The 18,026-nt window shown below is 43.0% G+C and carries 19 protein-coding genes; 8 read left to right on the top strand and 11 right to left on the bottom strand.

What is annotated here, in order from left to right:
* Positions 1-91 precede the first annotated feature (91 nt).
* A complete protein-coding gene (locus tag LC586_RS13505) occupies positions 92-961 on the bottom strand; it encodes a DUF4351 domain-containing protein (RefSeq protein ID WP_229485312.1) in 870 nt (289 codons plus the stop codon).
* A gap of 306 nt (positions 962-1,267) precedes the next feature.
* On the bottom strand, positions 1,268-1,537 hold the full coding sequence (locus tag LC586_RS13500; protein WP_229485311.1) for a hypothetical protein: 270 nt from the start codon (positions 1,535-1,537) through the stop codon (positions 1,268-1,270).
* A gap of 19 nt (positions 1,538-1,556) precedes the next feature.
* Here LC586_RS13500 and LC586_RS41105 point away from each other — a divergent pair, with 19 nt between their 5' ends.
* Positions 1,557-1,793, top strand: coding sequence for a hypothetical protein (locus tag LC586_RS41105; RefSeq protein WP_306423247.1), 237 nt, complete (start codon positions 1,557-1,559; stop codon positions 1,791-1,793).
* Between the two features lie 30 nt (positions 1,794-1,823).
* Positions 1,824-2,057 carry a hypothetical protein gene (locus tag LC586_RS41100; protein ID WP_306423246.1) on the top strand — a complete coding sequence of 78 codons (234 nt, stop codon included), beginning with the start codon at positions 1,824-1,826 and terminating at the stop codon, positions 2,055-2,057.
* 27 nt (positions 2,058-2,084) lie between these two features.
* Here LC586_RS41100 and LC586_RS13490 read toward each other — a convergent pair whose 3' ends face one another.
* A complete protein-coding gene (locus LC586_RS13490; RefSeq protein WP_229485310.1) occupies positions 2,085-2,564 on the bottom strand; it encodes a hypothetical protein in 480 nt (159 codons plus the stop codon).
* Positions 2,565-2,765: 201 nt separating this feature from the next.
* Between LC586_RS13490 and LC586_RS13485 the strand changes: the two genes are divergently transcribed.
* Positions 2,766-3,158 carry a hypothetical protein gene (locus LC586_RS13485; protein ID WP_229485309.1) on the top strand — a complete coding sequence of 131 codons (393 nt, stop codon included), beginning with the start codon at positions 2,766-2,768 and terminating at the stop codon, positions 3,156-3,158.
* Between the two features lie 284 nt (positions 3,159-3,442).
* On the opposite strand, the gene thrS is transcribed toward LC586_RS13485, so the two are convergent.
* Positions 3,443-5,293: a threonine--tRNA ligase gene (gene thrS, locus LC586_RS13480; protein WP_229485368.1), complete on the bottom strand. Its 1,851-nt coding sequence runs from the start codon at positions 5,291-5,293 to the stop codon at positions 3,443-3,445.
* A gap of 414 nt (positions 5,294-5,707) precedes the next feature.
* Between thrS and LC586_RS13475 the strand changes: the two genes are divergently transcribed.
* Positions 5,708-6,025, top strand: a complete 318-nt coding sequence (locus tag LC586_RS13475; RefSeq protein ID WP_229485308.1) for a DUF2605 domain-containing protein — start codon at positions 5,708-5,710, stop codon at positions 6,023-6,025.
* Between the two features lie 329 nt (positions 6,026-6,354).
* Positions 6,355-6,684, top strand: a complete 330-nt coding sequence (locus LC586_RS13470) for a DUF2973 domain-containing protein (protein WP_100897881.1) — start codon at positions 6,355-6,357, stop codon at positions 6,682-6,684.
* Positions 6,685-7,072: 388 nt separating this feature from the next.
* Here LC586_RS13470 and tnpA read toward each other — a convergent pair whose 3' ends face one another.
* Positions 7,073-7,492, bottom strand: coding sequence for an IS200/IS605 family transposase (tnpA, locus tag LC586_RS13465; RefSeq protein WP_229485307.1), 420 nt, complete (start codon positions 7,490-7,492; stop codon positions 7,073-7,075).
* A 29-nt stretch (positions 7,493-7,521) separates the two neighbouring features.
* On the opposite strand from tnpA, the gene LC586_RS40605 reads away from it, so the two are divergent.
* Complete coding sequence (locus tag LC586_RS40605; RefSeq protein ID WP_267871612.1) at positions 7,522-7,653, top strand: hypothetical protein; 132 nt, start codon at positions 7,522-7,524, stop codon at positions 7,651-7,653.
* A 57-nt stretch (positions 7,654-7,710) separates the two neighbouring features.
* On the opposite strand, the gene LC586_RS13460 is transcribed toward LC586_RS40605, so the two are convergent.
* From LC586_RS13460 to LC586_RS13435, 6 genes are all read right to left on the bottom strand, one after another.
* A complete protein-coding gene (locus LC586_RS13460; RefSeq protein WP_229485306.1) occupies positions 7,711-7,956 on the bottom strand; it encodes a DUF7219 family protein in 246 nt (81 codons plus the stop codon).
* A gap of 46 nt (positions 7,957-8,002) precedes the next feature.
* Positions 8,003-8,278 carry a hypothetical protein gene (locus LC586_RS13455; RefSeq protein WP_229485305.1) on the bottom strand — a complete coding sequence of 92 codons (276 nt, stop codon included), beginning with the start codon at positions 8,276-8,278 and terminating at the stop codon, positions 8,003-8,005.
* 258 nt (positions 8,279-8,536) lie between these two features.
* Positions 8,537-8,716 carry a hypothetical protein gene (locus LC586_RS13450; protein WP_229485304.1) on the bottom strand — a complete coding sequence of 60 codons (180 nt, stop codon included), beginning with the start codon at positions 8,714-8,716 and terminating at the stop codon, positions 8,537-8,539.
* 117 nt (positions 8,717-8,833) lie between these two features.
* A complete protein-coding gene (locus LC586_RS13445) occupies positions 8,834-10,357 on the bottom strand; it encodes a chlorophyll a/b binding light-harvesting protein (protein ID WP_229485303.1) in 1,524 nt (507 codons plus the stop codon).
* An 83-nt stretch (positions 10,358-10,440) separates the two neighbouring features.
* Positions 10,441-11,499, bottom strand: a complete 1,059-nt coding sequence (locus tag LC586_RS13440) for a chlorophyll a/b binding light-harvesting protein (protein ID WP_229485302.1) — start codon at positions 11,497-11,499, stop codon at positions 10,441-10,443.
* 657 nt (positions 11,500-12,156) lie between these two features.
* Positions 12,157-14,448 carry an amylo-alpha-1,6-glucosidase gene (locus LC586_RS13435; RefSeq protein ID WP_229485301.1) on the bottom strand — a complete coding sequence of 764 codons (2,292 nt, stop codon included), beginning with the start codon at positions 14,446-14,448 and terminating at the stop codon, positions 12,157-12,159.
* An 849-nt stretch (positions 14,449-15,297) separates the two neighbouring features.
* Between LC586_RS13435 and LC586_RS13430 the strand changes: the two genes are divergently transcribed.
* The gene (locus tag LC586_RS13430; protein WP_229485300.1) at positions 15,298-17,307 is read left to right on the top strand and encodes a DICT sensory domain-containing protein; all 2,010 of its coding nucleotides are present in this window, start codon (positions 15,298-15,300) and stop codon (positions 17,305-17,307) included.
* A 230-nt stretch (positions 17,308-17,537) separates the two neighbouring features.
* Positions 17,538-17,963, top strand: coding sequence for a photosystem I reaction center subunit II PsaD (locus LC586_RS13425; protein WP_229485299.1), 426 nt, complete (start codon positions 17,538-17,540; stop codon positions 17,961-17,963).
* The last annotated feature ends 63 nt before the right edge of the window (positions 17,964-18,026 follow it).

Here is an 18,026-nt window from a genome sequence, read left to right as displayed (position 1 = left end):
CTCAAATGGAAAAATTCATCTAATAGACATAGGAGTGAAATTAATTATGCGTTGTCCGAAATCCTTGGTAGGCATAATTCATAAATTGTACCTACGTCATTTTCACTCCTACGTCTAATGTACTAAACCAGGTTTCTAAATCCGCTTGAGCCTGAAAATCCAACAATGCTTCACCGAGATTTTCTAATTGTTCTAAAGAGAGAGTTTCAATACGGTCTAGCACTTCTTGGGGTAATTCTCCTACCCGTCGAGTCAGCAGACGGAGAATGAGCAATTGCCCTTCAGCTTTTCGTCCTCGTTGTTCTCCTCGTTGTTCTCCTCGTTGTTCCCCTTCTGCAAGAATTTCTTGATAAATCACTGACTCGCGCATTATACCCTCCCGAAACAGTTGTCTAATTAAGTCTTGATTGTATTTTAACCCCGCTAAGATTTGGGTGTAAGCGGAAATTTCTGGTCGTTGTCTTGGCTCAAGTTGATTAACTTTGACCACAACTTGTTGCAACAATGCTTGAGGTTGCGTAGTTGCGGCCAGTGGTGCTAATGGTAACAAAGCTGGATCATTGAGGAATGGTTCAGGATTTTCTTCCCACATGGAAATTACGCGATATTCGTGATGAGTAGTTTCGACTGCAAAGGCAGTTTCAATTACCGTTTCTGGTGCAGGGGGAAGCAATAATACGACAACTTGCGTTATTGGTAGACGATACAAACGATACAAGCGTACCCAATAATCTAGCATCCGCAAGGGTAGGGGTGGTGTAGATTCTAGTTTGGTTTGAAATTCCAGATGGAGAATGCGTCCTTGTAGTTGTAAAAATGTTACATAATCTGCGCGAATTGGTTCAATGCTCAATTCGGTTTTGAGGACTGTGACGCTGGTTTGCGGTGTACCCAAAACCCAACTGGCAAAACGTTCTGGATATTTTTCGGACAGGAGTTTGCAGAGGTTATCAAAAGACATTGACGATCGCTAACAATTGAACGAGGTATTGTTATTATCTCGTGCAGTGGTTTGAGTAGGCGATGTCTACGACGGGCTACGCCTACGCACCATCGCTCAAGGAATCTTATTATACTCTGGGCGTATCTTTTTAAATTCCTGTACTATTTACATTAATATTCCATTTCTAGCTAGGTTGAGTTATCAGACGATAAAAAGATAACTGTAGCGGTTCCTGATTTACTAGTAAAAACCTAACTCCCTTCTCTTTCCCTACCAAGGAAAAAGCAGAAACAGCCTTTATTACTAAAGAAATTACGAATTATACTAATGCATCTGCACATAATTAAAAGGCGATCGTCGCCCTTTTTCCTTTTTCCCTTTACCCTGCTGTTGACACTCCTCCTCGCCCTGCCTTGGGTAAGCGCGAAAGAACAGCTTAAGCCCAAACAAGAAGCGTGGCAAATTAACGGTATCATTGCTGCTTTGGATGATGGAGACAACCGAGTAAAGAAGCTCGCTTTTCAAAAATTCAATCAATGGTGGCGGCACTGATGAAGTCAAAACACTGCTGACATGGCTAGGTTTTCCTGACACTAAAACGATTCCTACTTCATTGAGTCATGATCAAGGTAATAAAACTCTTAAAATATTTGCCCAAGCCTGGGAACCGAGTCGAGATTTTGCACGATTACGAGAAGACTTAGCCAAGCAAATTGCTGTAGTTGCGAAAAAAGTCTCTTGGCGATCGCAAGACATTCCCATCCTAGAAACTCACTACAACAATCTCAAAAAGGCTGGATACAACGAAGCTGATTCGCTGCAATCAGTAATAGTTAACCTCAAGGGTTGATAGTGGTTTTTCAACGCCATAACTACTATTTTGATTCATGCTGCTTTTTGGCTTGCCCTCATCTTCGCTTACCCCAAATTTCCCCAAGTTCAAGCCATCTTTTTTTGGAACCGTTGGGTAATACCAATTCACGAAAATCCTGATACATATAGATTTCTTGTAGGGGCATGGCAATGCCATGCCCTTACCAGCGTATTGGAATCAGTGGAAAAAAAGATTGTGTCTGTCCTACCGCCAAGTAGAATCAATGCTCAGTTCACTTGAAACTAAGCTAATAAATAGGCAAAGGGATTAACCACGACCCCAGTTGCGATCGCGCTCATAGCGACGGTTATTATCACGAATGTTGCGAAGGTTATTATCGCGCTCATAGCGACGGTTATTATCACGAATGTTGCGAAGGTTATTATCGCGCTCATAGCGACGGTTATTATCACGAATGTTGCGAAGGTTATTATCACGCTCATAGCGACGGTTATTGTCACGCTCATAGCGGCGATTATAGCGACGATTATTATCGCGCTCATAGCGATCGTTATTGTCACGAATGTTGCGAAGGTCGTTCTGGCGGTAATAATCACCATTTCTGTGGTGACGACTGTGACGTTCGTAGTTCCCATCATCGTTGCGTTGATAGCCGTAGCTATCTAACTCAGCAAGATAAGACACTGGTGTATTAGCATCAGCTTTTGGAGAAATAGCCAAAGCTGATGCAGATGCTATCAAGCCGGCGAGCAAAATAGAGGTAAAGCGGTTCATGATGTGAGTCAAAAATTGTTGATTGTAATTTATGCAAGTCCAGTCTGTTTAGGAAAAGCAGATTCCACAAGTCTTTAAATCAATCCTAACAGTGTTGAATAACTCGAAAAGTTTTCTTGGGTGCGGTGATTGAGAAAAGTTTTGTTGTCTGTAATAATTTCTGACCTTCCAAATCCCGTGAAAAGTTAAAATTAAAATGAGTATTTGAACTGGATGAATCCACCTTTGAACTCCGTTAATGAGTATTTGAACTGGATGAATCCACCTCTGAACTCCGTCAACGAGTCTTTGATACTCGTGAATGAGTCTTTGAACTCCGTTAATGAGTCTTTGATACTCGTGAATGAGTCTTTGAACTCCATTAATGAGTCTTTGATACTCGTGAATGAGTCTTTGAACTCCGTTAATGAGTCTTTGAACTCCGTTAATGAGTCTTTGATACTCGTGAATGAGTCTTTGATACTCGTGAATGAGTCTTTGAACTCCATTAATGAGTCTTTGATACTCGTGAATGAGTCTTTGAACTCCATTAATGAGCCTTTGAACTCCATTAATGAGTCTTTGATATTAAATACGTTATATCATGTCCGCTTGATTGCTTATTAAACCCGAAGAACCCCACCCCTTAATCCCCTTCCCAAAGCATCGGGGAGGGGAGACAAAGCGTAGCTTTGGCGGGGTGGGGTGCAATGACTATGGGAATCACAACTAATTACCCGGACATGATATTACGTAAGCGTACCCTTCGGGAAGCAAGCTACGCGTAGCGTCTCGTAGAGAAGCTCGTCGTAGACATCGCACCTTTGCCAAAACCTACCAGCTAGCCAATAATCTGATCTACTAGACAAAACGCACACTAATCATAATTAGTGTGCGTCTGCGGTTAGATTTTAGAAGTTCTCGAACTTAGCGATCGCATCCTTCATCTTATCCACCACCTCATCTACAGGGATAACTCCCAATTCCCCAGAGGCGCGGGTACGGATACTCAAGGTGTTGGTTTCCACTTCCTTAGCTCCCACCACAGCCATCACGGGTATTTTTTCTTTCTCTGCATTGCGAATCTGTTTACCCAAGCGATCGCCACTAGTATCAACTTCTGCACGGATGCCCAACGCTCTCATTTTCGTTACCACATCTTTCGCAAAGTCTAGCTGTGTATCACCCACCGGCAGTAATCTAGCTTGCACTGGCGCTAACCACAAAGGAAAATCGCCTGCATATTCTTCAATTAAGATCCCAATTAGTCGTTCCAGTGAACCAAAAGGGGCACGGTGAATCATCACTGGACGTTTGCGAACACCATCTTCGGCGACGTACTCCAAATCAAAGCGTTCTGGCAAATTGTAATCTACCTGTACAGTTCCTAATTGCCACTCCCGTTCTAGGGCATCACTAAAGATAAAGTCGAGTTTGGGGCCATAAAATGCCGCTTCTCCAATCCCTTCAAAATGTTCCATCCCCAAAGTTTCAACTGCACGGCGAATTGCACCTTCGGCTTTGTCCCAAACTTCATCTGAACCGATGTACTTATCACTAGCTGGATCGCGGAAACTGAGTCTAGCTTTAAAGTTCTTCAGTTGCAGACTATTGAACACCGACAAAATCAAATCCACCACACTGAGGAATTCACTATCTAGCTGTTCTGGGGTAACGAACAGGTGAGAATCATCCACAGTAAAACCGCGCACCCGTGTTAAACCGCCCAATTCCCCTGATTGTTCGTAACGGTAAACAGTGCCAAATTCCGCCAAGCGCATCGGTAGTTCTCGATAAGAGCGTAACTCACTCTTATATATTTGGATGTGGAAGGGACAGTTCATCGGCTTCATGACGAAGCCCTGTTCCTGTGCAGCAGCTTCGGAGTTATCTGCCATCAAAGGGAACATATCTTCTTTATATTTCTGCCAATGTCCAGAGGTTTTAAATAAATCTACTCTGGCAATGTGAGGCGTTACTACGGATAAATAACCCCGTTTTAACTGTTCTTGCTTGAGGAAGTCTTCTAAAGTACTCCGTAACAGAGTGCCTTTGGGTGTCCACAAAGGTAAACCCGGCCCCACTTGGTCAGAAAATATAAATAATCCCAGTTCCTTACCCAGTTTTCGGTGATCTCGCCGCAGCGCTTCTTCTTTACGTCGCTTATATTCAGCGAGTTGTTCTGGGCTTTCCCAAGCGGTGGCGTAGATGCGTTGTAGTTGGGCTTTAGTTTCATCCCCACGCCAATAAGCACCAGCAACGCTTTCTAGTTCAATAGCCTTGGGGTTTAATTCACTAGTATTTTCCAGATGAGGCCCCGCACACAAATCCCACCATTCATTCTCCAGGTGGTAAATCGTGATTGGTTCCTCTTTGATATCTGCCAGGATTTCTAGCTTGTAAGGTTCGTTAATTCCCTGAATGCGGCGTTCGGCTTCTTCGCGGCTGACTTCTTCTCGAATAACCGCCAACTTGCGATTAATAATCTTCGCCATCTCTTTTTTGATGGCTTTGAGATCATTTTCGCTAAATGGTTCTGGATTGTCGAAGTCGTAGTAAAAACCGTTTTCAATCCAAGGGCCGATTGTAACTTGCGCCTTGGGAAACAGCTTTTGTACTGCCATTGCCATAACATGGGAAGCAGTGTGGCGAATCTTCTTTAAGTTCTCCGATTCGCTGGTACGCGGTAAATAAATTTTTTCAACTTGTTCTGACTGTTCGGACTGATTTGATGAATTTGGCGACATTGGCTGCTGAACCATTGGCGAAGTGATTACAAAAGGTGATTTATCTGAATCTGTAGGCTTATTCAACTATAACGACTTTGATTTTTGCTTTTTTCACCTTTATCTTCCAACTACTGACTTAATTTGTGATAGGGGATAAAGATAAATTTTTGATCGGTTCGGTAAGTATCAAATTCAGGATTCTACGCGTAGGCGTAGCCCGTCGTAGACATCGCTAAATTATCTTATGAATTGCAACTCGGTGTCAGCTATACCTATAGAAGCCTCTCCAAAGGAACTGTACAAACCCGGGATCAAGACTATATAATGAAATCTGTGTTCTTTGTTACAAATTTTTACATGCTCGAATTATGAGAGAATGGAAAAAAATGTTAAGAAACGTAAATAACGTTAATATTAGTAAGAAAGTTTGAAATATCCTTCCTATTTATGTCAGACTCAAATTTACCAGGGACAGATTTGCTAGAAACGGTTTTAGAACCCCTGCTGGAAGATTTTCAGCATTGGTTTACGCGATCGCGTCATTTACTCGAAACCGAGCAATTATCATTTATGAGTCACCAAGAGCAATCTGACTTGCTTTTGCGGGTTAAGCAAGCGCAGGATGAACTAAATACGGCGAAGATGCTGTTTACAGCTACTGATAAACAAGTCGGGATTGATATGGCAACGTTAATGCCTTGGCATCAATTAGTCACAGAATGCTGGAATGTTGCAATGCGCTTTCGCCAAGCGCGTGAAGCCTAAGCAACAGATGGGAGCATCTGTTAAATTTTGGCAGCCTTTTTAGCGATGTCTCAAGACTTGCCCCTTTGCGTCTACACAAGACGGTAAATCAGCCGTCAAAGAAATAGTAAATAACTCTTAACACTTTCTTAACATTCTTTGGATTAACAAAATAATGTATCCTATGCTACCGTAAGTGGAATAACGGTTGACAAATAGCTCCATATAAATGTAACTGCACAAAAAGTGCGTCAAATACTCGTCTTAACTGTAAGTCACAGTGTCGGCGAAACAAAGCGTTACAAAATCAAAATAAAGTTTTAAAAATTGCTGTCCTGGAGGAAAATCCAATGTTACACCTGCTTTACATTCTTGCTTTTACAATCCTTGCATTTATAGCTGTTGGCAACTTAATTCGTAACCTGATCATGTTCAGTTTTGATCGGGAGCGAACTTACCCGACGAATTCCTCGCCAATGAATAATCAAGGCAACTATGGTTATTATTCATCAAAAAAACAGTTTGTACCCCATCCAGAGTTATTAGATAGCGCTGGCAAGTTAATTAAAGAGCCACTTTTGGTAATGCGTTCGATTAACGTTGAAGATGCGCGTCAACATCTCGATGCACTTTACGAAGCATCCCCAGGACATAAGAGAGAAAATTCCGAAGAAGCATAACAAATAAAAGTCAAAAGTAGAGACGCGATTAATCGCGTGTGTTACTAGTTTGGGTGTAAATTATTGTTGTTTTTACATCCTTAACCCTTTTATTAGCAGAAATTTATTCCCATCTAAACCTCCGGGGTACTCCCGCCACATCGGTACTCCGATTGGCGGTGATGGGGCAATACCGTTCGGTTAAGGAATTTTTTGGTTGAGGCAGGCTGTTCTTGAGCAGGGGGAGAAGAGAAGCAGGGGGAGAGAAGAATTGCTGAACAATAACCTTCTTTCCTCAAGAGCCTCCCCTGCCTCCCCTGCCTCCCCTGCTTATCCGAACGGTATTGGGTGATGGGGGATAGGAGGGCTGATTGAGTGGGGTTCAATGCCCCCGAAATCAGCATTTTTCTTAATTACTGGGACTATTTTGTTTCTCAACATAAGACTTAAATTCATTGAGGGTAACGCCTCCACATGAGGCGACGAAGTACGCACCTGTCCAAAACACTGGCTTACTGTAAAACTGATTAACGTGTTCACTGAACTCCTTGCGAATTAAACGACTGGATACCGTTTTGATGTTGTTCACAAGTTTACTTACTTCTACATCTGGTGGGTAACTAATAACCAAGTGAACATGGTCTGACTCTGCGTTGTACTCTGTAACTTTGCTTCTCCACTTAGTACAGGTATTCTCAAATATTTCTTGTAGTCGTTTCAGCATTGCTTGATTGATAACCTTTCTCCGGTACTTGGTGACAAGCACTAAATGAATATTAAGACTAGCGAGAGTTGTCACATCAATCCAGTGAATGTAGATTTTTTGCATTTTGTTAAAAATACTCAATTGGTGGACGATTGAACTCATCGTTGCAAGGACTGCGATCGCAAGCGGATACAATTTTCATTCTTGAAGATGTGATTGACGATTTGAAACGAGTAGCACTGTTGTTAGGATTTTCTGGTTATCAGCCATTAGTCAGTGCTTAGATCGAAACAAAGACTCAGAGATGATCTTGAGCGACTTAAGGGTAATACTGTTTCTATTTAAGGAATTTTCAATTCTTTTTTGGCATTTTTCAACTGTCTCCAGAGGATGTGAATTTGTTTGTAAGCCTCTTCTGGGGAAAGTTTACCACTAGTTTGGAGGCTACAAATGTAGTTTACCCGTTGAGAAAAATCTTGAAGACTAGCGTTAAATACTAGATACTCTGGTTTAAATTGCCCATAATATGGACTACGAGGATATAGAAAATCACATAGTTCGGATAGCAAATCAGATTGTCTGTTCATAAGTATTTAGAGTATTACAGATTAGAAATTATCTAATTGGAAAATTTTAACAAAGCTTTCGCCGACCCTTTTGACAAGCATTACAAAAAGAAGTTTGAGGTTCAAAGTCAAGACAGCCGAACGCTTCCTCAGAACAAGCTTTAATTGGATGTACAGTACACTTAAGGCGATAGTCGTTAGTGAAATATTCACAAGCATGACAAGGAATTTGATGTAGCTTTTTTAAATGATTTATCCCTTGTTTTAAGGTAAACCAGATACTCAAAATAAAGAAAATCAAAGTGGCCCAAGCAAATGAAGCGCAAAAAATTGTAGCCAGCATAAGTCATCCTCCTAAAGATTAGAAAAAAATGCCCGCAGTCAACTGCTTTTAACGCAGGCATGAAATATTATTTAGCTGGTGTTGAGTGAAACTAAATTAACTGAGTCAGTAGGTAGACATAAATCAATATGTCATTGCCTAAGCAATCTAATTATTAACTTGACGCAATGAGCGCTAAGAATGCCTGGAGATAGCTTAAACTTTTAGACTTGAATAAACTGAATCTGAGTGATGTGGAGATTGCCAGAAATCGAGAATCTATTTTGCTACAAGAGTCGGTTGAAAGAAGCGAAAAAAATGCTGTCCTTGTTGACATTCCCAATAGCGATCGCCTTCCATTAAATAAGGTCGCCATCCTTGCAGAACCTCGCGTTCTACGATGATATCGTCAGTGCTACCACAAACCATTAAAGGTAAAGGTACAGGATAGCTCGGCACGTGTAGCCGTTTAAACAAGGAGTGAGGCGAGAGCGAGCAATCTAAGTCTTGCTCTAATTTCTTGTAAAGACGTAGAATGCTACGTCTTTACATCATGGGTACTAAATCACTAGATGATTAAATCGAGTTGATTGCGATCGCACCGAATAAAGTAACACTAGTCAATAGCAGATAAGCGAAGATTGCTCCACCAATTCCACCAATCAAAAAGCCCTCAGTAAATTGACTCCATTCAGCGACAGTATTGATGTTCTGTGGCACCTTGGGAACTGTTGCAACCGAAACTGGTCGTGAATAGATTTCTTGCTGTTTTTCGTAGCTGTTAGTGCCATAAAGCGAAAAACCAATTGTCAAGATGAGAATCAAACTGCCTGCGGCTAGTAAACCAACCAAGCTACCCACATTAAAATTGCGTAACAAACCTAATGATCCTAATGTGGCAAACGGACCAACCAACCAGTAACCATGAGCCATGCCAACTTCTAATCCCCGCCACAGAGAAGATATACCGGGGCGGTAAATTGGCAAGTATCTGAGAAACTTCAATGTCAAATCAGAAGAATTGACTGCGCTTACCTGATTACTTGTTTGGCGATCTACCCGTGGCGGCTGAACCATATCACCATTTTTAAGATCAAATCCGCCTGCGATCGCACGAGCGCGGAGAGCGTGCCAAATGTGACCTAACAGAAATATCAGCGCTAGGACAAAATGGAAAGTTACCAACCAACCACGAGCAGAAACTATACCAGCAGAAGTTTCTATAGCCCTAACTGGACCATAGAAAACTTCGGGATAGACAGTGTTATTGACCGACGCAAAATATGCTGCCAAAAAGCCCATGTATGCTACAGCACCAATGCTGTAAGACAAATACGCTTCCCCTGAATAAATCAAAATTCGACGTGCCCAAGCGAACGGCTTAGTCAAGATGTGGAAAATACCACCGCCAATTAACATCAAACCAACCCAGATGTGACCACCAACTACATCTTCCAAGTTATCAACCGCTGCCATTCCTTCCGGGCCCCAGGCCCCAAATAGGTAGCCAAAGATGCGGAATGGGTTGAGCGTCGGATGATTGATTACCCTTACGTCTCCACCGCCAGCAGCCCAGGGGTCAAACAGTCCACCCCAAAACACCGCCTTGGCAACTAAAGCCAAAGCACCCAAACCTAAAAGCGTTAGGTGAATGCCCAAGATTGTAGTCATCTTGTCTTTGTCTTTCCAGTCGTAGCCGAAAAAGCCAGCCCAAGTAGGATTGTCTTCTAACACCTCTGGCCCCAGCAGGGAGTGGTAAATACCACCGGCTGCCAGAATCACTGAAGGTATCAGATGTAAGACGCTGACTACAAAGTAGGGATAGGTGCTAATAACTTGCCCACCAGCACCGACACCCAAACCTAGAGTCGCTAGATGAGGCAGTATGATTAACCCTTGCTCATACATTGGCACATTAGGGTTGAAGCGTGACAGTTCAAACAGCGTCATTCCTCCAGCCCATAACAAAATCAATGCAGAATGGGCAACATGAGCGCCTAGTAATTTTCCTGATAAATTCGTGAGACGAAAGTTACCAGCCCACCAGCCAACATCAGGTATTTGTTGCTTGTATGGGCTATCTTCAATTACTGCTGTCATTTCTAGTACTCCTTGAGAATTTTTAGCAATTTATTTGAGTTTTTGCTTTCAAACAATTGCAAATATATTGCATTAAATTGAATTTAGCTAATTGGTTGGGGAATCACTGCCTCCTGACTCACCCTACCTTTGCGAAAATCAAACCCACGCGCCCGCAAGGCGTGCCAGATATGTCCTTGGAGAAAGAAGAAAGCTAACCAAAAGTGGGCATTAGCTAACCAAGTTCGAGCAGTTACAAGGTCAGGGTCAAGTGATGAAAAGTACGGCACAATATTCTGCCTAACCACGAGCGCCGGCCCATAAAAAACTTCAGGATAAACAGTGGTGTTTACCGATACAAAGAGAGTTGCAATAAAGCCCATCAGTGCCAAAGCACCCAGACTGTAAGAAAGGTAAGCTTCTCCAGACCAAACAAATAGTGGATGCGTCCAGGTAAAGGGCTTAGTTGCTATGTGAAAAAGTCCACCAATAATCAACATCGCACCAACCCAAATATGTCCGCCAACCACGTCTTCTAGGTTGTCAACGCCAGCAATCCAGAATTTACTAATTGCGCCAAACAGATAACCAAAAATGACAGCTGGGTTTAATGTTGGATTTGTAATTACTCGCACATTTTCAACATTTGGGTCGTACAAACCCCCAAAGTACATTGCTTTGGCGACTAACAAGAATGCACCACAACCCAGTAAAACCAGATGTATACCAAGGATTGTGGTCATTTTGCCCGTGTCTGACCAGTCGTAGCCAAAGAAAGGAACTCTACCCTCCAATTTTTCCGGGCCACGTAGGGAATGAAAGATTCCTCCGAAACCCAAAAAGGCTGAGGAAATTAGATGCAAAGCTCCAATTACAAAGTAGGGATAAGTATCCACGACTGCACCATTTGCGCCAACACCCCAACCTTGTGTAGCTAGGTGAGGTAACAAAATTAAGCCTTGCGTGTACATCGGTTCTGCTGGATTAAAGTGGGCTAGCTCAAATAAAGTCATAGCTCCTGCCCAGAAAACGATCAGACCAGAATGAGCAACGTGAGCGCCTAGTAATTTCCCTGATAAGCTGGTAAGTCTGGCGTTACCTGCCCACCAAGGCGAGTCAGTAAGGTCTTGCTCCACTGACAGCGGACTTGTAGAAGTTGTCATTTTACATCTATCCCTCTATTGAGAATATTATTCAATAGCTTTAAAAAGAGTCTACACCAAAATCTAAATTAATGAAATAAAGTCTCATTAATAATTTTGAATGCAAATGAAAAATTACTTACATCTCAATAGGTTTGGTGTTGGTGATATTTGACTCTGGGAGATTCTCCCTAACCATTCGTGAAAGATGAAGGTTGCGAGTATTTTGTCAATAAGTATTAATACTTATTTAGGTAGAGGTAACGCAAATTTTCAACTGGCGATGCCGAAGGCAAACCGCTTTGGGGACTTCCAGAAATTAAATTATTCAATTTTGTGAGCGAAGACGATCGTTAGATTCTTCCTCCCCTGCTTCAAGAGCGCAAGAACAGCTTCCCCTGCTGACCAAAGCGATGGGTATTTTTTTAGTTGGAAGTCCCTTGTGTCTACGCGTCAGATTAAAAGCACGATTCATTCTTAAAAAAAAAATTTAGTACCAAGCTTAATTTGATACTTCAATAATTAGTTTATTTAGAGTGCAATTACTATTGACCAAACTGATTTTGTCTTAACGTGTCACAAATGCGGCAGCGATCGCACTAAGCATAAAATAGGGAGTAGTAAATTCCCTACTCCCTAGTACAGACGCGATTAATCGCGTCTCTCCCTACTCCCTTCCTAAGCTTCAATAACTACGCGCAAATTACCGCGTTTTTTCGCAACGCGACAAGCAGTCGTAGTACCAGAACGCTCGAATTCTAAATCGAGGATGGTGGGGCCGACTCGTAAATTATGAAATGACAGACGATTAATCGATTCTGGCAAAGCGGGGTCGATTATTCGCAAGCAGTTATTTTGAGCATCAGGCACCAAGTTAACCATCATTTGCAGTAGTTGGAAAATACTACCAGTAGCCCAAGCTTGGGGAGTGCAGGCAACTGGATACTGTACAGGGGCATTATCACCGTTTCGTTCGTAGCCGCAGAAGAGTTCTGGAGGACGTTGATAAGGCTGCTGACTAGTCATGTCGAATAAACCTTGGAAAATTTCCAAGGCTTGATCGATAAGACCCAGCGATCGCAATCCCATTGCAATCAGAGCGTTATCATGGGGCCAAACCGAACCAGTATGATACCCCATTGGATTGTAAGCGGGTGACAAACTACTCAGAGTCCGAATGCCCCAACCATTAAACATATCTGGTGCCCGCAACCGTTCTGCGACACTATAGGCTCTTTCGTGGTTGAAGAGGCCCAATTGCAGACAATGACCAGGATTTGAGGTAATACTGTCTACTGGCTTGCCATCTCCATCCAAAGCCAAAGCACAGAAATCTAGGTCTTCTACCCAAAAATCTCGATTAAAACGAACCTTAAGATTTCTAGCCTCTTCTTGCCAACGATCTGCCAAATCAAGCCGCTTTTTCATCCTAGCGATTTCTGCTAGACGCATTTTTGCAGCATAGACATAAGCTTGCACTTCACAGAGGGCAATTGGGCCGTTGGCTAATTCTCCCTTGTGATCTACGATACAGTCGCCAGAATCTTTCCAACCTTGGTTAACAAGACCGCGTTTGGATTTACGGAAGTAACTGAGGTAGCTGGTTTCTTTCGTATTGCGATCAATCCAGTCCATTGCTGCTAGAGCATTTGGCCAAAGTTGCTCTAGGAGTTCGTGATCGTGAGTCCAAGCATAATGTTCGGCATACAGCATCAGCCACAGGGGAGTGGCATCAACTGTACCGTAGTAAGGTGTATGGGGAATTTCTTGACAACGAGCCATTTCTCCCAAACGTAACTCGTGCAAAATCTTACCCGGTTCTTCTTCGCGCCATTCGTCGTCGATTTTACCTTGGTATGTCGCAAGTAATATCAGCGTTTCTTTGGCGATTTGCGAGTTTAACATTAGGGCTTGAGAAGCTGTAATCAGCGAATCCCGCCCAAAGAGTGTCGAAAACCACGGTACTCCAGCCGAAACTGTCTTATGCTTACCAAAAGACTGACGCAACAAATACATATCTTGCTCGGCCCGTTCAATCACTCGATTGAAGGTGCTTTTATCTGAGCTAATGCGTGTAATTTGTTGTACCCAGTTTTGCTCCTCCATCAACTCAGCAGCTTTCGCCTGTCCTAAAGTGAAGGCGGCGCTCACGGTTGAACTAGACTGGTTGTTTTTCAACATGCTCACCCGGTAGCCCAACTTTTGAGTTTCGTGAGAAGCCAACTCTAGCTGCCAAACCGCAGTGTAACCCTTGAAATAGTCTGGTTGGCGATGCTGGAATAAAATACGGGATTCCATTACTGAGCCATCCAGACCTTGATAGGCGAGTGTTAAGGATTCTTCTCTAAAAATTTGTGGCTCTTTGGGTATAGACGAAACACCATCGGCTAGAGAAACTGTTCCTTCTTCAGACGTCGGTTCTACTAGACGTAAAAGCCTACCTCGTTTTTCTCTGTCATAGCCCCGGACTTCAAATAAATCAACAAAATCCGCATCAAAGCTGATGCTTAGTTCAAAATTGACAGTGGTTGTGCTGTAGTTAGATACTTCTATTTCTTCAAATAGTGCCCCATTCAGCACCATTTCCCGGCGAATTCCCACAGTTTCGGCTCTAAGGCGTTCGTCGATTTTGGGGTTGGTACACAAAGCTGAGAGTGAAAACCCTTTTTCAGCAGTGCTACTGAGGAGTACAGGCGATCGCCCTTCAATTTGCAACTCCAAGCGATTCAGAAATCTCGTATCACAACAAAACAGTCCCATGCTGGGATTGCCATCGTTGAGAGAACAGCCAGAAATATTCCCGATAGTATCCGTTACAAAAAATAAATCATCATCTTTAACCGTCAGTGTCGGTTGTGGTCTTTCACTCACAACACAAGGCCACTCCGGGATAGGTAATTGTTCGGCAGGAATAAAAGTTTTGCCATCTAGGGAAATTTTTTCCGGGGTCATTAGGGTATCCGGTGTCATTAGCAAAAGTTCCGTGTACAAGTCTATATTTTTGTGGTCTTCTGAGTAGAGGTTGCTGACCCTCACAACTTTCAAAAAAAAGACGCTTTCTAAAACTTGCTTGAGCCATTGGAGCCAAAATAATACTTACTTACTGCTGACAACATAGCAGCGCTCAAACCTGTATAAGTAAATATTTATAAACTTATATTTTATACCTCTATCAAGGCTGAAAACTGAGGATTTTTAGATAATTTACTAGTCATTAAACTTTATTAAGACACAAGGCACATAGAATACTCAGCAAAAAGGCGAAATTCACAGTTTTAGTTGGATATAGAGAGCATTTGTTATCTACTAATTATACAATTTTGTCTGAAATAGCTATGATATTTGATTAGACTAATTTATGATAATTAATGAATTGATTAAATTATGTGAATGTAACAGTAATAGTTTTTGGGTAAAAAAATTTATTTAGTTGGCATAAATTAACGTAGGTAAAGTAGGCGGTGTCTACAACGGGCTACGCCAACGCGTGGACTATCAATCACTAAGCAGTGTTTATTAGTGAATAAAAGATACAACTACTAGTTATTTGGTACTGATCTGTGAAATATTTTAGTTGTGCAAGCATATTTCAAAGTTGGTCGAGAATGTATATTGGGCGTAGTAGGTTGTCAATCAACAAATCAAGTTGTATGCACTCCTCCTAATTGGTAACGAAGTGTTGCGCCTGCTTTGGCAGAAAGTGCTTAAGCGCGTTCTTTACATATTGCAACTCTCTATTTAACTTGAGAGTCCCTTGGAATTTGTACAATGCAGCTGTGACTTTTGATCTTGTCGAGGTTGAGCGTTTAACAATAATTCATGAGCATTTCGACTTCTGTGCTGAGTGATCTGCTAAAGTCCCTACCATACTTGCGGCCCCAGCTATATTTTAAGGCTTCACTAACGGCGCTCTCCCATGCGATGGAAGATCAAGTTTTGGCTGCGACTTTAGCACAACCCCTTGTAATTGCTAGTTTCCAGCGAGAGCGATTCTACCGCCAAGAAGCTCATCGCTACCTGCGACTTGCCTTGCGGAGTAACCAAATATACGTATTAGCTGCTCCAGAAACGGATTTCATTAACAGTTCGGAACACTACGAAAAGATCGCTTTTGAGCCAACGGATGGCTTAAGCCATGAGTGGCATTTAGTAGTGATTGCCGACAATTATGCTACTTGTCTGGTTTGCCGAGAAAACCTTGGTTCTATTGCCAAAAACAAGCAACTACCAGAACTAAGCCCTAATCTGGATATAGACACAGCGCGAAGATTTGAGGGAGTTTGGACATCGGAAAGGGGAGTTAGCCTCAAAGCAGCCGAATTGCTGTTAGACAGGATTTTGGTTTACAGGCCAGAACTGGCAAGTAAAATTAACGAGGCACGTCAGAGGTTTAGCATAGGAGAGCCGCGAAGCCACTCTGGAGCAGAACAGATCAACGAATATGCTTGTGACATCGATACAGATCCCTTTGTGCAGCGCTTAGTAACTTACTTGCAAGCTAGTCAGTACAAATTGCACAAAGCCTACCGTTCCATTGCTGCCCAAGCACGAAAAGAACGATTAGTCAACTCGATTAGCACTGCCATTCGGCGATCGCTCGATCCTCACGAAGTTCTCCAGGTGGCGGCACAAGAATTAGGACAACACCTAGAAGCTTGTCGCTGTCTAATTTACCGCGCTCAAGCCACAGATAGCAAAGCCATAATTGAACACGAGTTTTTGAATCCCGGCATTTTATCGGTTCGTGGGCAAACCTGGGAGTTAGAGAAAAATTCTCTATTTCGGGACATAGTGCAACAAGGCGAAGGTGTTTGTATTAGCGATACACTCAATGACCCTCGTGTTAACAATTCGCCAGCCCTCTCCTTGATCGCCAAAAAGTTTGCCATTCGTTCTTGGCTGATGGAACCAGTATTCTATCAGGGGCGATTATTGGGCATCGTGGAGTTACACTATTGCCGAATGCCACCGCACGAGTGCCAACCTGGGGAATTGGATTTGGTAGAAGCGATCGCCACCCAAGTGGGAGCAGCTCTCATCCAAGCGGAAGCTTACGCCAACCTAGAAGAACTTAACCAGCAGCTAGAAGCCCTAGACCGCACCCGCAGCAACCTCATAGCCATTACCGGACATGAACTGCGTACCCCCCTATCCACCATTCAAGTGTGCCTAGAAAGCCTTGCTAGTGAGCCGGATATGCCTTTAGAGTTGCAGCAAATCATGCTCAACACTGCTCTTTCCGACTCAGAACGGATGCGAAAACTGGTACAAGATTTCCTCACACTTTCCAACTTGGAAAGCGGTCGGGTGGAATGGCATCCAGAATCCCTGACTTTACAAGAGTGTGTAGATTTATCACTCAGCCGAAATCGCACGCGTTCCTCAACTGAAAAGCCGCCCAAAATCAAAACTCAAATTGCCGAAAATCTACCTTTGGTTAGAGCAGACGGAGATTGGCTGGTAGAGGTACTGGCAAAACTCATAGATAACGCTTGTAAATTTACGCCACCCCAAGGAGAAATCACCATTAAAGCTATTTACAACAGCCATCAAATGGTCGAGGTGACTGTAGCAGACACTGGACGCGGCATTGAACCGAATCGTTTAGAAATAGTTTTTGACCGCTTTTATCAAGAAGAGGGAGCGCTGCGCCGCACCACTGGCGGGACTGGACTTGGTTTAGCAATTTGCCGTCAAATTGTTAATGGCTGGGGTGGGGAAATTTGGGCAGAGTCAACTGGCAAAGACCAGGGTAGTCAGTTTCACTTCACCATACCGATTGTTCAAAGTAGCCAAGAAGAAAAGCGCACAAAAGTCAAGAGTAGATAGGGATTGGGGATTGGGGATTGGGCATGGGGCATGGGGCATTGGGCAGGGGAGGCAGGGGGAGCAGGGGAAGCAGGGGAGGCAGGGGAGGCAGGGGAGAATGACTAATGACCAATGACTAATGACAATTGGACTTTGGACAAATGACTAAAAACTGTTACAGTCTATGACGCGATCGCAATATGATCGTGGTTGCGGTGTTAGGATTCCCTAAAAACGTTGAGAGAAAACTTATGGCAGAAACACTCTCTGGACAAACCCCGCTATACGGTGGCAGCACCGGTGGCTTGCTCACAAAAGCAGAAGTAGAAGAAAAGTACGCTATTACTTGGACTAGCCCGAAAGAGCAAGTTTTTGAATTGCCTACAGGTGGTGCTGCTACTATGCGGCAAGGTGAAAACCTGCTGTATATAGCTCGTAAAGAATATGGAATCTTTTTGGGCGGTCAGCAACTCCGGAAACTCAAAATTACAGATTACAAAGTTTACCGGATTTTACCTAACGGAGAAACCACTTTACTTCACCCAGCTGATGGTGTATTCCCCGAAAAGGTGAATGAAGGTCGTGACAAAGTGCGTTATGTAGACCGTCGTATCGGACAAAACCCCAGTCCAGCTAAACTTAAGTTTAGCGGTGTTTATACCTACGACGCTCCATAACTAGCTGTTAGTAGCTAATGGGTAATTAGTAATGGATAATTGGTAAGAAAAATAATTACCCAT

The sequence above is a fragment of the Nostoc favosum CHAB5714 genome, assembly GCF_020829495.1.
Classification (GTDB): Bacteria; Cyanobacteriota; Cyanobacteriia; order Cyanobacteriales; family Nostocaceae; genus Nostoc; species Nostoc favosum.
Note: the sequence above shows the minus strand (reverse complement) of the source record. Positions and strands in the feature narration are given on the sequence as shown.